This window comes from Pseudomonas sp. H11T01, assembly GCF_048515765.1.
Taxonomy (GTDB): domain Bacteria; phylum Pseudomonadota; class Gammaproteobacteria; order Pseudomonadales; family Pseudomonadaceae; genus Aquipseudomonas.
On record NZ_JBLYED010000008.1, the window covers coordinates 1 to 14,177 of the forward strand.

Annotated in this window: 10 protein-coding genes; 4 read left to right on the forward strand and 6 right to left on the reverse strand. The window is 57.3% G+C overall.

Annotated features, from left to right (window positions below):
- Positions 1-503 precede the first annotated feature (503 nt).
- The 3 genes from ccoM to ACN1C3_RS12380 all read right to left on the reverse strand — a co-directional run bounded on the left by ccoM (position 504) and on the right by ACN1C3_RS12380 (position 1,402).
- Positions 504-620: a cytochrome c oxidase subunit CcoM gene (ccoM, locus tag ACN1C3_RS12370; protein WP_419116102.1), complete on the reverse strand. Its 117-nt coding sequence runs from the start codon at positions 618-620 to the stop codon at positions 504-506.
- Positions 621-763: 143 nt separating this feature from the next.
- Positions 764-925, reverse strand: a complete 162-nt coding sequence (locus ACN1C3_RS12375; protein WP_392886021.1) for a hypothetical protein — start codon at positions 923-925, stop codon at positions 764-766.
- 135 nt (positions 926-1,060) lie between these two features.
- Positions 1,061-1,402, reverse strand: a complete 342-nt coding sequence (locus ACN1C3_RS12380) for an aspartate-semialdehyde dehydrogenase (protein ID WP_419116103.1) — start codon at positions 1,400-1,402, stop codon at positions 1,061-1,063.
- A 221-nt stretch (positions 1,403-1,623) separates the two neighbouring features.
- Between ACN1C3_RS12380 and rapA the strand changes: the two genes are divergently transcribed.
- On the forward strand, positions 1,624-4,470 hold the full coding sequence (gene rapA, locus ACN1C3_RS12385) for an RNA polymerase-associated protein RapA (RefSeq protein ID WP_419116104.1): 2,847 nt from the start codon (positions 1,624-1,626) through the stop codon (positions 4,468-4,470).
- 196 nt (positions 4,471-4,666) lie between these two features.
- Here rapA and ACN1C3_RS12390 read toward each other — a convergent pair whose 3' ends face one another.
- On the reverse strand, positions 4,667-6,013 hold the full coding sequence (locus ACN1C3_RS12390) for a spinster family MFS transporter (protein WP_419116105.1): 1,347 nt from the start codon (positions 6,011-6,013) through the stop codon (positions 4,667-4,669).
- Between the two features lie 292 nt (positions 6,014-6,305).
- Between ACN1C3_RS12390 and ACN1C3_RS12395 the strand changes: the two genes are divergently transcribed.
- Positions 6,306-8,594, forward strand: a complete 2,289-nt coding sequence (locus tag ACN1C3_RS12395) for a putative bifunctional diguanylate cyclase/phosphodiesterase (protein ID WP_419116106.1) — start codon at positions 6,306-6,308, stop codon at positions 8,592-8,594.
- On the opposite strand, the gene ACN1C3_RS12400 is transcribed toward ACN1C3_RS12395, so the two are convergent.
- Positions 8,485-9,381, reverse strand: coding sequence for an NAD(P)-dependent oxidoreductase (locus ACN1C3_RS12400; protein ID WP_419116107.1), 897 nt, complete (start codon positions 9,379-9,381; stop codon positions 8,485-8,487). The two genes, ACN1C3_RS12395 and ACN1C3_RS12400, sit on opposite strands and share 110 nt — an antisense overlap.
- Before the next feature lie 198 nt (positions 9,382-9,579).
- Here ACN1C3_RS12400 and ACN1C3_RS12405 point away from each other — a divergent pair, with 198 nt between their 5' ends.
- Positions 9,580-11,760 (forward strand): hypothetical protein, encoded by a 2,181-nt coding sequence (locus ACN1C3_RS12405; RefSeq protein ID WP_419116108.1) that lies wholly within the window; start codon positions 9,580-9,582, stop codon positions 11,758-11,760.
- 476 nt (positions 11,761-12,236) lie between these two features.
- Here ACN1C3_RS12405 and ACN1C3_RS12410 read toward each other — a convergent pair whose 3' ends face one another.
- Positions 12,237-12,542 carry a DUF2288 domain-containing protein gene (locus ACN1C3_RS12410; protein WP_419116109.1) on the reverse strand — a complete coding sequence of 102 codons (306 nt, stop codon included), beginning with the start codon at positions 12,540-12,542 and terminating at the stop codon, positions 12,237-12,239.
- Between the two features lie 338 nt (positions 12,543-12,880).
- On the opposite strand from ACN1C3_RS12410, the gene ACN1C3_RS12415 reads away from it, so the two are divergent.
- A complete protein-coding gene (locus tag ACN1C3_RS12415; protein WP_419116110.1) occupies positions 12,881-14,008 on the forward strand; it encodes a branched-chain amino acid ABC transporter substrate-binding protein in 1,128 nt (375 codons plus the stop codon).
- Positions 14,009-14,177 lie beyond the last annotated feature (169 nt).

Consider the following 14,177-nt stretch of genomic DNA (forward strand, 5'->3'; position numbering starts at 1 on the left):
TCAGTAACTGATGACGATAAACGGCAGACATCCTGGCTGAAAACCTGAGAAGCAAAAGAGTTTTGGAAGCTGAAGACCTTTTAAAGGACAGGCAGGAGCGACTACTCATCAAGGGCCGAGCGCTAAAACGTGCTCACACTGAGCCCGGATACATTAGCGCAAGCTCGATTTACCGTTCATCGTTGCTGGGTGGCAGAAGATGGGCTGACCATACATTTGCTTCCTTTGGGCTGGGCCGGCACTCCGGCGTTTGCCAAAGGGAGGCGCCGTAAAGGCGAAACCATAAGTGGCCGTTACCGAAGGAATGGATATGTACACCAGCAAGAGATAGGTCGGCTGTCAGGCCGCCATCGTCGGAACGCCGCCCGGACCAATCGAGCGTCGACCGGCTGCTCCCACAATGGATAGGTGTACATCCGCAAGAAACAGGTCGCCTTCGCGCACAAAAAAAAGGGCGACCGAAGTCGCCCAAAATGCCTTGCGTGCTCGTGTACCGGAAAGACCTAAGGCTTTTTGCGCTTATGTGCGTCTTTCCAGATAAAAAAACCAAAACCAGCGAAAAACAGAACCATGAGGCTGACTGTCAGCACTCCGGCGATCACCACGTTGTCGAAAAACATGACCGGCCTCCTGCACTTGCCCTGTTGCGATGGGGCTAAGTTAACCAATCAGGCGTCGATAAAAATTGACCGGGATCAATAGCGCCCGAAACAAGACGTAAAGGAGGGAAATAACTGACCTGCATCAACAGATGCAGGGTGTTTCAACGCTTCTTCGGTTTGTTTTTTGGCTTTTTCTTGGGTTTTCCCAACGGCATGGCCTGCTCAAATGCCTGGCGCACTTCGTTCAGGCGCTTTTCATTGAGGTCATGCACGCGTTTGGCACGTTCGGAGTTCAGGTCTATCAGTTTGTCGTCTTGGCTCATGGTATTGATTGCGTCATCTATGTCGGTCGAATTCAGCCAGAGCACATACCACCGCTCCGGCCGCCAGGTCCGTCAATAATGCGGTGTGATGCGGGCGCTGACCAGTCGAGTATTCAACAGCATCGTGCCTGAACACTAAACCTCGACATCCACCCACAAGCCTTGGCGCGGTTGGTCTTCCATCAGCGGCACTACGGGGACGGTGTTGTCCGCGTTCAGTTCATCGCCGGGTATCGCCAGGTGCTCTTCAGGATCTTCGTCGGCTTCACGGCGGCGCTTGTTTCGTTCTTGCTGGCGCTGCTGCTCCTCACGCAACAATAAAGCTGAATGGTCGGGATCGCGCTTTTGAAGGTCGATGGTGCTTTCATTGGAGCTCGGTTGCACCGGCACCACAGGCGGTATATCCGGTCGAGGCCGAACCGGGTCCTGCTGAGAAGTGATCGGCACGGCACTCAAGGGGAGCATCGGTGGCAGCATAATTATTAGTCTCCTGTCAGCAGGCTGTCGGCTGCCCGGGTAACGACTTGAGCCATCGGTCGCAAACATGTGACCCGGTCATCACCCACCAACGCCCTGCGTCTCGACGACTGCCTTGATACGCTACCTTCTAAGCTTGGTAGTTTTTATGAGAGTCCTTTGGCTCTAAAGGCATCGATCCGTTAAGATAGTCGGCTTTTTCAAGGCGGGAGTCAGGCAGCATGGCGCAGCAGTATCAACCGGGGCAACGCTGGATTAGTGACAGCGAAGCTGAGCTAGGTTTAGGCACCGTTCTGGCACAGGACGGTCGCTTGCTGACCGTGCTCTATCCGGCCACTGGCGACACTCGCCAGTATGCGCTACGGAATGCGCCCCTCACTCGCGTGAGGTTCTCGCCGGGTGACACGATCACTCACTTCGAAAGCTGGAAAATGACCGTGCGCGAAGTCGACGATGTCGACGGCCTGCTGGTCTACCACGGGCTCAACGCGCAGAACGAAGTGGTCACTCTGCCGGAAACCCAACTGTCGAACTTCATCCAGTTCCGCCTGGCCAGCGACCGTCTGTTCGCCGGGCAGATCGATCCGCTGGCGTGGTTCTCACTGCGCTACCACACCCTCGAACACACCAGTCGCCAGTTGCAATCGTCGCTGTGGGGCCTGGGTGGCGTGCGTGCGCAACCGATCGCGCACCAACTGCATATCGCCCGTGAAGTCGCTGACCGTATCGCGCCGCGGGTTCTGCTGGCCGACGAAGTGGGCCTGGGCAAGACCATCGAAGCCGGTTTGGTGATCCATCGCCAATTGCTCTCGGGCCGCGCCAATCGGGTGCTGATCCTGGTTCCGGAAAACCTCCAGCACCAGTGGCTGGTGGAAATGCGTCGTCGCTTCAACCTGCAGGTTGCGCTGTTCGACGCTGAACGCTTTATCGAAAGCGATGCCGCCAACCCGTTCGAAGACACTCAGCTGGCGCTGGTGGCGCTGGAGTGGCTGGTCGAAGACGAGAAGGCCCAGGACGCACTGTTCGCTGCCGGTTGGGATCTGATGGTGGTCGACGAAGCCCACCACCTGGTCTGGCACGAAGACCAGGTCAGCCCGGAATACGCACTGGTCGAGCAACTGGCCGAAGTCATTCCCGGTATCTTGCTGCTGACCGCGACCCCGGAACAACTGGGTCAGGACAGCCACTTCGCCCGTCTGCGTCTGCTCGATCCAAACCGCTTCCATGACCTGCACGCATTCCGCGCCGAAAGCGAAAACTATCGCCCGGTGGCCGAAGCCGTTCAGGAACTGCTGGATCAGGGTCGCTTGTCCCCGGCCGCACACAAAACCATTCAAGGCTTCCTCGGCGACGAGGGTGAAGCACTGCTGACTGCGGTCAACGATGGCGACGCTGAAGCCAGCGCTCGCCTGGTCCGTGAACTGCTGGACCGTCACGGCACCGGCCGCGTGCTGTTTCGCAACACCCGCGCCGCCGTGCAAGGCTTCCCGGAGCGTAAGCTGCATCCGTACCCACTGCCGTGCCCGGACGAATACCTCGAGCTGCCGCTGGGTGAACACGCCGAGCTGTACCCGGAAGTCAGCTTCCAGGCCCAGCCGGACGTCAACGAAGAGGAGCGCTGGTGGCGCTTCGACCCACGGGTCGAGTGGCTGATCGACACGCTGAAGATGCTCAAGCGCACCAAAGTGCTGGTGATCTGCGCTCACGCCGAAACTGCAATGGACCTGGAAGACGCCTTGCGCGTGCTCTCCGGCATCCCGGCCACGGTCTTCCACGAAGGCATGAACATCCTCGAGCGGGACCGCGCTGCCGCCTACTTCGCCGATGAAGAATTCGGCGCCCAGGTGCTGATCTGCTCGGAAATCGGCAGTGAAGGCCGCAACTTCCAGTTCTCGCACCATTTGGTGTTGTTCGATCTGCCGTCGCACCCGGACCTGCTGGAACAACGGATTGGTCGTCTGGACCGGATCGGCCAGAAGCATGTCATCGAACTGCACGTGCCGTATCTGGAAACCAGCCCGCAAGAGCGGTTGTTCCAGTGGTATCACGAAGCGCTGAATGCCTTCCTCAACACCTGCCCGACCGGCAATGCCCTGCAGCATCAGTTCGGTCCACGCCTGCTGCCGCTGCTGGAAAGCGCCGACGACGGCGAATGGCAAGCCCTGATCGACGAAGCACGCAGTGCGCGTGAGCATCTGGAAAGCGAGCTGCACACCGGTCGTGACCGCTTGCTGGAGCTCAACTCCGGCGGCGCTGGCGAAGGTGATGCACTGGTCGAGGCGATCTTCGAACAGGACGATCAGTTCGCCCTGCCGATCTACATGGAAACCCTGTTCGACGCCTTCGGCATCGACAGCGAAGATCATTCGGAAAACGCTCTAATCCTCAAACCGAGCGAAAAAATGCTCGACGCCAGCTTCCCGCTGGGCGATGACGAAGGCGTGACCATCACTTATGACCGCAACCAGGCGCTGTCTCGCGAAGACATGCAATTCATCACCTGGGAGCACCCGATGGTCCAGGGCGGTATGGATCTGGTCCTGTCCGGCTCGATGGGTAACACCGCCGTCGCGCTGATCAAGAACAAGGCGCTCAAGCCCGGTACCGTGTTGCTTGAACTGCTTTACGTCAGCGAAGTGGTTGCTCCGCGCTCGCTGCAATTGGGTCGTTACCTGCCACCGGCAGCCCTGCGTTGCCTGCTCGATGCCAACGGCAACGACCTGTCGACCCGGGTTTCCTTCGAGACCTTGAACGACCAGCTGGAAAGCGTGCCACGGGCCAGCGCCAACAAGTTTGTCCAGGCCCAGCGCGATCAGCTGACGCCAAGGATCAACGCCGGTGAAGAGAAGATCACACCACGTCACGCCGAACGGGTTGCCGAAGCGCAACGTCGTCTGGCTGCCGACACCGAGGAAGAACTGGCGCGCCTGACCGCCCTGCAAGCGGTCAACCCGACCGTGCGTGACAGCGAACTGGTCGCCCTGCGCCAGCAACGCGAGCAAGGCCTGGCCATGCTCGACAAAGCGGCGTTGCGTCTGGAAGCGATTCGGGTGTTGGTAGCGGGCTGATAGCCCTCTTCTACCCGGTAAAAAAAACAGGCCCGCGCAATGCGGGCCTTTTTTATTACCATGAAAAGCCGTCAGTAGATCGTTCCCACGCTCTGCGTGGGAATGCATCCCGTGACGCTCTGCGTCACATCCAATGCGGACGCAGAGCGTCCATGGCGGCATTCCCACGCAGGAGCGTGGGAACGATCTACATCCCCTATGCAGTCACCGCGGGTATCTGCGGCTCAACCGGCACCAGCCCTTCCTTCATCCGCTGGGCATCCTGTACGAAACAACGCGAGGCCTGAAACAAAAACAGCATGGTCAAAAACAACGCCACCGGAATCAGGTACATCGCGTCATGCAGGCCAACGGCTTTGAACGCCTCAGTCATCTGCTCGGCACCGGCCGACAGCATCGCCGTATGAGCAAAGTGGTCTGACAGACCGCCAACCATCACCGGCCCCAAACCGCCGCCCAGCAGATACAACCCGGCAAAGAACAGCGCCATGGCGGTAGCCCGCAAGCGTGGCTCGACCACGTCCTGAATGGCGGTGTAGACGCAGGTATAGAAGTTGTAAGCAAACAACCAACCGACACTGAACACCGCGACAAACACCCCGATCTCGATTCGCCCGGCGTGCAGCGCCCACGCGGTGGCCAGGGTCGAGATGATCAGGCTGCAGGCCGCGAACAACAGTCGACCGTTGGCCACGCGCTGGTGAATTTTATCGGCGATCCAGCCGCCAAGGGTCAAGCCGACGAGCCCGGTCACACCGACGATCACCCCGGTCGCCACAGCAGCTTCCTGCAATGGCATCAGGAAGTAACGCTGGAGCATCGGCACCAGAAAGGAGTTGCAGGCGTAGGTGGCGAAGTTGAAGGTCAGCCCCGCCAGCACCAGCCAAAGAAAGGTCGGGATAGCCAGCACCCGGCGAATTGGCCGATCAACTCGTTCCTGGGAGACTTGAACGGTTTCCGCCGCGCCGCGTTTCGGTTCCTTGATAAAAAACATGAACACCGCCAACAGTAACCCCGGCACCGCAGCGATGAAGAATGGCGCGCGCCAACTGTCGAACGCCTTGACCATTGCACCGATGGTGAAGAACGCCAGCAACAGGCCCAGCGGCAACCCGAGCATGAAGATGCCCATGGCCCGAGCCCGCCGATGGGCAGGAAACAGATCGCCGATCAGCGAATTGGCGGCCGGTGCATAGCTTGCTTCACCGATACCCACCCCCATGCGCACCAGCAAGAACCCCCAGAAACTGCCAACCAGGCCGTTGACTGCGGTCAACCCACTCCACACCGCCAGGCCCCAGCCCATCAATTTACTGCGCGAGCCGGTATCGGCCATCCGCCCTAGAGGCAGGCCGGCGACGGCATAGACAATAGTGAATGCGGTACCGATGATCCCGAGCTGGAAGTCGCTCAAATGCCATTCCATACGGATTGGCTCGATGATGATGGCCGGAATGGTGCGATCGAAGAAGTTGAACAGGTTGGCCAGGAACAACAGGAACAGAATGCGCCAGGCATTCGACGCTTGGTTCGAGCTCTGCATGGGTCCGTCTCTTTTATTGTTATTAGGGCTTCACTGCCAGCAGCTGAGCCCGGAATCAGCAATCTAGTCAGCCCTGCCCTACCTGTCTGTAATGATTAGTACAGGTGATACCCGCTTATGGAGGCCGCAGCAGGCTTTGCATCGCCTTATTCCTAAACGCTATTTAAATAATTGCAAAATCATTTAAAGCAATATGCCACTACCACTTGCGCCCTGTGCGTGGCCTCTATACTCCAACCATTCGCCAATATTCATGGCGCTCTCACCGAATGACTCAACGACGGGACATGCTATGGATTGGCTTGGTTTGCATTTTGTTACCGAGCTTGTGGGGAGTGAGCAGGTCGTCATTGATTGCCGTCATAACCCCCTACTGGTGTTGTTGGCTTACGTAGTCGCTTGTACGGCCGGCTTCGCTGTACTGGATATGACCGAACGGGTCAGCCATGCGGAAAACCCCGCATCCCAACGGATCTGGCGCTGGGTGGGAGCGTGCTGTCTGGCTGGCGGCATCTGGGCCATGCACTTCATCAGCATGCTGGCGTTCCAGGCGCCGATTGAAATCCATTACGAGATGCCGATTACCCTCATTTCGCTGTTGATTGCCTTGATTGCCTCATTGCTGGCGATGAACACCCTCAGTCACGCGCATCTGCGTTTCTGGCAGTACCTGCAAGCGTCGGTGTGGATGGGCCTGGGAATTTCCATCATGCATTACGTCGGCATGGCCGCCATGCGCTCGAATGCCACTGCCTACTACCAACCCACGCTGTTTGGCTTATCCATAGTGATCGCCATTGGCGCCAGCCTCGCGGCCTTATTGCTGTCTCGTTATCTACGCAATGGCAGCGGCATATCCCATCAACTGCTCAAATTCACCGCCAGCATGTTGCTCGGGGCCGGGATCGTCAGCATGCACTTCACCGGCATGTGGTCTCTGACCCTGGTGCTGCCCACCGGGGACCTTGCGCCACTCCCCGCCGACAACAACCCTATGCAGCTGGGTCTGACCGTCGCCGTCATCACCCTGCTGATCATCGGCAGCAGCATCAGCGCCGCACTGGCCGACAAGAAGCTCCAACATAAGGAGCACGACCTGCGCCGGGTTAATACGCTGCTCAGCCAACTGGATCAGGCGCGCGTATCGCTGCAGCAAGTAGCCCATTACGACGCCTTGACCAACCTGCTCAATCGTCGCGGTTTCAACCAGATCTTCGCCGAGAAACTCATCGAGAAAAGCACCCACGGCGGCAAGCTGGCGGTGCTATTTCTGGATATCGACCACTTCAAGCGTATCAACGACAGCCTCGGCCATGATGCCGGCGATGAGTTGCTGAAAGTTCTCGCCTGCCACATCAAAAGCACGACCCGCAGCCATGACGATGTGGTTGCACGCTTTGGCGGTGACGAATTCTGCATCCTGATCAGCCTCCACGAGCACGATGAAGCACGGCACATGGCGCAACGAATCATGCAAAAAATGAAGGAGCCCATCGAGCTGTCCGGGAGGCGCATGGTGATGACCACCAGCATCGGCATCAGCGTGTTTCCCGACGACGGCAAGACCTGCGAGGAACTGCTGAAAAACGCTGACCTGGCGCTGTATCAATCCAAAGGCAGTGGTCGTAACGGGCTGCACTTCTTCAGTCCCAACCTGAAAACCAAGGCCACCCTGGAGTTGCAACTTGAAGAAGAATTGCGCAACGCCTTGCGCGATGAAACCGGTCTGATGCTCTATTACCAACCGATCCTTGATATGAAAAGCGGTCGGGTCACCAAGCTTGAAGCCCTGGTTCGCTGGCAACATCCGGTGCATGGTTTGCTGGTGCCCGATCGGTTCATCGGCATTGCCGAAGCCAACGGACTGATCGCTGAACTGGACAATTGGGTGCTGCGCAAAGCCTGCGAAGATCTGAGCGAGCTTTCCAGGCACGGCTGTGACGAGCTGAAAATCGCGGTGAACTGTTCGGCCCTCAACCTGGCGCGCGAGGAGCTCACCGATGAAATCGAAAGTGCACTGCGAACCGCCGGCGTTGCACCGCAACGGCTGGAACTGGAAGTCACCGAAAACGTCCTGATGGACGACATCGCCAATACCCTGGTACTGCTGCGACAGATTCGCGCTCTCGGTGTCTCGCTGTCGATCGACGACTTTGGCACCGGTTATTCGTCGCTGGCCTATCTCCAGCGCCTACCGCTGAACACCTTGAAAATCGACCGCTCATTCATCCAGGACATCCCCAAGTCAACCCAGGACATGGAGATCGTCCAGGCCATTATCGGCATGGCCCATACCCTGCATCTGCAGGTGGTCACCGAAGGTGTCGAAACCGAGCAGCAATATGAGTTTCTCAACCATTACGGTTGTGATTTCGTCCAGGGCCACCTGCTGAGCCGCCCGGTCCCGTTCAGGGAATTACGCCCGGTCCTGAACGAAATCAACCAGCGTAAACACCACAGCCCGACCGCCCTCAATCTTCTGAGCGTTGCTCGCGGTACAGATGAACTAACGTCGCGGGATCTTTTTCCAGATAGCCCTGACCACTATGCAAGCGCATCAGTTGCGCAGCCAGTCCGCTGATGGGCGTTGCCGAGCCCTGCTCGCGGGAAAATTTCACTGCCGTGTCCAGGTCCTTGAGCAATGTGCGCACATGCCACTTTACCGGTTCGAAACGGCTTTCAGCCATTTGCGGAGCGAGGATCTGCAGCGGTTTGGAGTCCGCAAAACCACCGGCCAGTGCCTCGGCAATCAATGTCGCATCGACACCTGAACGCTCTGCCAGCGCCACTACCTCAGCGATCACCAGCGCATTGCAGGCGACGATCATCTGATTGCAGGCTTTGGTCACCTGGCCCGCGCCAACAGCGCCCATGTGAGTGACCCGCTGACCCAGGCTCAAAAGGATTGGCCGCACGCGCTCAAGATCCATCGCTTGCCCACCGACCATGATCGCCAGGCTGCCGGACTCGGCCCCGGATGTACCGCCCGAGACCGGCGCATCCAACCAATTCATGCCCGTCTCACTCAGCAACTGAGTGGCCATTTCCCGGGTTGCAGTCGGCTCAAGACTGGAGAAGTCCACCAGCAGTTTCCCGGCCGTTGCACCCTGTGCCACGCCATCCGTACCGAACACCACTTCTCGCACCACGGCCGTATCGGCCAGGCACAACATCACCACATCGGCCTGCTGGCACAGCTCAACGGGTGTCGCCACCTGCCGCGCTCCCGCCTCGACCAGCGGCGCACATTTTTGCGGATTGCGGTTCCATACCGTCAGCGGATAGCCCGCTGCCAGTAGCCGCCGGCACATCGGCAACCCCATCAAACCGATGCCCGCAAACGCCAAAGAAGGTAACGCAGCATTCATAAATTGCTCCTGCTGAATTAAAGAACGTTGATTATTGGCCGATTCATCAGGATTCAGGAAAGGATTCCCCCTAGCGAGCTCTAAGGTTTAACCCTATCGCTCGGGCCTATATCGCACTGTAAAGTCGCGAGATCCCAATCAGTGATGGCTCGATGACATCTCGTCACCCAGCCGACCAGTCCAAAAACGTGGCGCTCAATGACTTCTAAAAATAACCCTGCCAACGCGATATCCGAACTGACGCTGACATCCCCGGATAAACCCTCAGGGTCGAAACCATTGACCAGCCCGCGCCCACTTGCGAGCCAACAGTACCTGTACTTCACCGAGACCAATACCGATCGCATCCTCGATAACCTCGATGGCCTGCGCGATATGGTGTTCCCGCGCGCACCGCACCTTGAAGACGACAACGAACTGCGCCGCGAACAAGAGTTTCCTTCGGTTTGCCTGATCGGCCTGGGCCGCTGTGGATCGAACATTGCGCTGGATGTCGCGGAGCTGGTGTACAACGCCCGCAAGTTCTATCTGAACGAATTCAACAACGAAGACAAGCCTTACACCGATAAGAGCTACAGTCCTGCGCAGTGGATCCGCAACAACCTGCGCTTGGGCTCGAACAAGGCCACCAAACCGGTGTTTCTGGTCGAGCCGCTGGTCATGTTGGGCGACTTGGATAAAGACATCGCCGGGCGTATTCGTTTTTCCCGCAAGGGCGAAAAAAGCGGCTTCCTGCGCGACTACAGCAAAATGAAGATCATGGACCTCTCGGAAGTCCACGCCGGCGGTGCCGGTAACGCTCCGATCCTCGGCCAGTACCTGGCGAAGATCATCCTCAATAAGGACACCCAGCGTTTTTCCAGTCCAGACTGGAAGATGATCCACTCCTATCTGATCGATTCTTGCGGAATCAAGGCTAACCAGTCGCGCCTGTACTTCTCGATCTTCAGCGCTGGAGGTGGTACCGGTTCAGGCATGGCCTCGGAGTTCGGCCTGGCCCAGCAATACTCGTACATGAACAAGACGTTCGACACCAAACCGGTGGACGAGCATGACAGCAAGAGCGGCCATTCTTTCGTTTTCGAGCCGATCTTCACCAGCGGCATTTGCGTGCTGCCGAACATTTCCGATCACCGCAGTGAAATGTCCGAAGCGCTGCATATCAACGCCGGTCGCTTGCTCTGCAAATACCTGTCAGAAGAGTGGGACTTCTCCTACAACTTCGACAACGAAGACAGCAGCGAAGCCAGTGTCATGGGCCGGATCCGCCCATGGAACGCGATGATGCTGATCTCTAATGACATCATGCGTTACGCCGAAGAAAGCGATGACGGCAACATCCAGAACATTGATGTCAATGCCATGGAAAAGCATGCCAACCAGTACATCTCTCAGCAGATTTTCAACATTCTCACCGCCCAGGCCGTGACCACCGACTACGACCAGAACTATTTCCGTCGGGCTGGCATCGACATCGGCGAAACCATTCGCCTGGACGCCAACGACCTGTTTATGAGTCTGGCCGGCCCTGTGGCCATTGCCTACGCGGAATCCGTGGTACCGGAAACCCCGGTGCCGTCGAGCGACAAGTTCAAAGTCTTCGAAAAAGAGCCGCAACGCCTGAACATCGACGACCTGTTCTTCCGTTCCATCGACCTGCCGCACTTCAACAAAGTGACCCAGGCCATCGAAGGCATCAGCCTGCTGCCGATCGAATCCAAGCGCTATCGCGCGTCGTTGGAGCAGTACAAGAACTCGGGCTACGACGCTGCGGCGTTGCACGACCTGCACTTCTTCAAGAATTGCTCTTCGGTGGTATCGATCGTGTCCCTGCCCAAGGACTACAAGCTGTCGTACATGGATCTGAACCGGTTGAAGACCCATCTCAACAGCTTGTTCCCCAACACCACACTCAAGCGTTATGCCTTGGTGATCGGCGCCTCGGCCAACCTGTCGCTGACCACATTGATTGCCAAAAGTCCGTGCCTGTCCGACGACTTCCTGACCTTGATCGTGGCCTTTATCAAGCGCTGCTTTGCGCGTAATCCGTACCGCTTCGATGACACGCTGGACAACTCGATCCTCGACTTCATCATTAATGACGAGTTCGACGAAGACCTCATCGACGATTTGCTCAACGAGTTCGAAAACCCGGCGAAGATCCTCGACACTAACTGGTACGCGATCAAGCCAATGTACGAGAAGAAGTATCGCGAGCTGATCAACGACAAGGACAAGTTCGTCTCGATCAACGACATCCGTTTGTCTCGCGATTGCGTGAAAAAGGCGATCAAGTACCTGCGCGAGATCTATCGCCATCGCATTGGCAAAACCAAGGTTATTTCGCTGAATAACCATACGGGCAAGACAGCTAACTGAAGGTCGCGCGGGGCTCCCTGTGGCGCATTCGCTCGCCCTTTGGCCAAACCAGTCAACCAGATTGAGGGCTTTGACCATTGCCCCGCTCGCCGCCCAGAGCCAGTATTTGCCGGCTTTTTCTACAGTCCGACCCAATAAAAACAAAGATAAAGACTGAGGGATTCTGGCAATGCGCGGCTATTTGACTGCATTCTCATACATGGATCGGCAAGAGGTCGATGCGACCTTTAAAGGCCATCTGACGCTCGCTGTCTGCGATGAATACCGCGACCGGTTTAAGTTGTCGGTTACTCACACTCAGAAACAATTAAGCGCCCTTCGTTATGTCCGGCCAACTGTTCCGCCCCTGAGCAGATTTATCGCCCGTCACCATCAGATGGGGCGTTTCTCTACGGCAACGTGCCATCACTCTGATCACGGTTACTCGCCTACACACTTTTACCTGTCGAACGACAGCACCAACTTGGTGCACTCATTCAGGCCTGCGCCCTTTCCTGGATCAAAATCCACGGTGAAACAACCACTGCCCACAACTGTGGATCGCGTTCCAGAAGATCTTGCGCCCGCGACGCAGACACCTTGGCAACCACATCACGGGTCAACCAGGCAGCCACTTTCTCGGCCTGGTTCTCCGCCACAGCCTCTGCGACGGCGATCAAATCCAGAGAGGTCTCGACCCACAATAGGGCACCCCTGGCAAAGAACGGCTCAAGCTCCTTCCAGGTAATCGATGCGGTTTCTCCAAGCAGTTTGGCATAGAGGGTGCTAGGTTCTTGAGTCATGGGTCTCACCAGGAAAAAAATCGGCGCAATGATAACGCCGCTGACCTGGCAGAAAAACCCAGTTTCAAATGAGTGACTGATCGAAAAGTTCAGGAAAGCCAAGGATTGCCGCTCAATTCAGGCAAAACCCCCGCCGCAATTCTGTCTTTTTCTGTCAATTAAGCGACATACCCGGGTTTTGCCCCCAGCAGCCAGCTTTTCAAGCGATTGACCGGCGCTCTACACTGTACCGGTACAGTTGCCAGGGGCATTCCGGAGAGATACTCAAACGATCTAATCCGGTTCTGCAGCGTTGGCCGCCAGGACTATAAAAACTACAACAGCAAGAGTGGAGCACTATGAATAAGGCTACTAAGCAGATTTCCAAACTGTTTGCCGCTATGGTTCTGGCCGGGGTTGCCAGCCATTCGTTCGCAGCTGACACCATCAAGATCGGCATCGCCGGCCCTAAAACCGGTCCTGTGACCCAGTACGGTGACATGCAGTTCACCGGCGCTAAAATGGCCATCGAGCAGATCAACGCCAAGGGCGGTGTCGACGGCAAGATGCTCGAAGCCAAAGAATACGATGACGCCTGCGACCCTAAACAGGCCGTTGCCGTTGCCAACAAAGTGGTCAACGACGGCGTCAAGTTCGTGGTCGGTCACCTCTGCTCCAGCTCCACTCAGCCAGCGTCCGACATCTATGAAGACGAAGGCGTGATCATGATTACCCCAGCCGCCACCAGCCCGGACATCACTAGCCGTGGCTACAAAATGGTGTTCCGCACCATCGGCCTGGACAGCGCCCAGGGCCCTGCCGCCGGTAACTACATCGCCGATCACGTAAAACCGAAAATCGTTGCTGTTCTGCACGACAAACAGCAATACGGTGAAGGCATCGCCACCGCCGTGAAGAAAACCCTCGAAGGTAAAGGCGTCAAGGTTGCCGTGTTCGAAGGTCTGAACGCCGGCGACAAAGACTTCTCCTCGATCATCCAGAAACTCAAGCAAGCCAACGTCGACTTCGTCTACTACGGCGGCTACCACCCGGAACTGGGCCTGATCCTGCGTCAATCCAAGGAAAAAGGCCTGAACGCCAAGTTCATGGGGCCAGAAGGCGTCGGCAACGACTCCATCTCGCAGATCGCCCAGGACGCTTCCGAAGGCCTGCTGGTGACCTTGCCGAAATCTTTCGACCAGGACCCGGCCAACAAGGCACTGGTTGAGGCGTTCGCCGCCAAGAAGCAGGACCCGACCGGTCCGTTCGTGTTCCCGGCCTACTCGGCAGTCGAAGTGATCGCTGAAGGCATCAAGGCAGCGAAGAGCGAAGACACCGCTAAAGTGGCCGCTGCTATCCGCGCCGGCACCTTCAAGACCCCTACTGGCGACCTGTCGTTCGACGAAAAGGGCGACCTGAAGAACTTCAAGTTCGTGGTTTACCAGTGGCACTTCGGTAAACCTAAAACCGAAGTTTCGCCTCAGTAAGGCGCTGCCTGACTGACTGCCAATAAAGCCCACGGCGTGCCGTGGGCTTTGTTTTACGAGGTAATGGGCCGTGCCTCCGTGATCCGGAAGCCTTCCCACCTGAAAATCTCAAAACCGTCATCAGCGGTTCGCTGGCAAACCTCACGCTTGAAGTGGATGCAGATCCACG

Coding starts and splice junctions, on each gene's coding strand:
- rapA (WP_419116104.1), top strand. CDS start 1,624: ATGGCGCAGCAGTATCAACCGGGGCAACGCTGGATTAGTGACAGCGAA.
- ACN1C3_RS12405 (WP_419116108.1), top strand. CDS start 9,580: ATGACTTCTAAAAATAACCCTGCCAACGCGATATCCGAACTGACGCTG.
- ACN1C3_RS12415 (WP_419116110.1), top strand. CDS start 12,881: ATGAATAAGGCTACTAAGCAGATTTCCAAACTGTTTGCCGCTATGGTT.
- ACN1C3_RS12380 (WP_419116103.1), bottom strand. CDS start 1,402: ATGCTGCCACCGATGCTCCCCTTGAGTGCCGTGCCGATCACTTCTCAG.
- ACN1C3_RS12375 (WP_392886021.1), bottom strand. CDS start 925: ATGAGCCAAGACGACAAACTGATAGACCTGAACTCCGAACGTGCCAAA.
- ACN1C3_RS12410 (WP_419116109.1), bottom strand. CDS start 12,542: ATGACTCAAGAACCTAGCACCCTCTATGCCAAACTGCTTGGAGAAACC.
- ccoM (WP_419116102.1), bottom strand. CDS start 620: ATGTTTTTCGACAACGTGGTGATCGCCGGAGTGCTGACAGTCAGCCTC.
- ACN1C3_RS12400 (WP_419116107.1), bottom strand. CDS start 9,381: ATGAATGCTGCGTTACCTTCTTTGGCGTTTGCGGGCATCGGTTTGATG.
- ACN1C3_RS12390 (WP_419116105.1), bottom strand. CDS start 6,013: ATGCAGAGCTCGAACCAAGCGTCGAATGCCTGGCGCATTCTGTTCCTG.
- ACN1C3_RS12395 (WP_419116106.1), top strand. CDS start 6,306: ATGGATTGGCTTGGTTTGCATTTTGTTACCGAGCTTGTGGGGAGTGAG.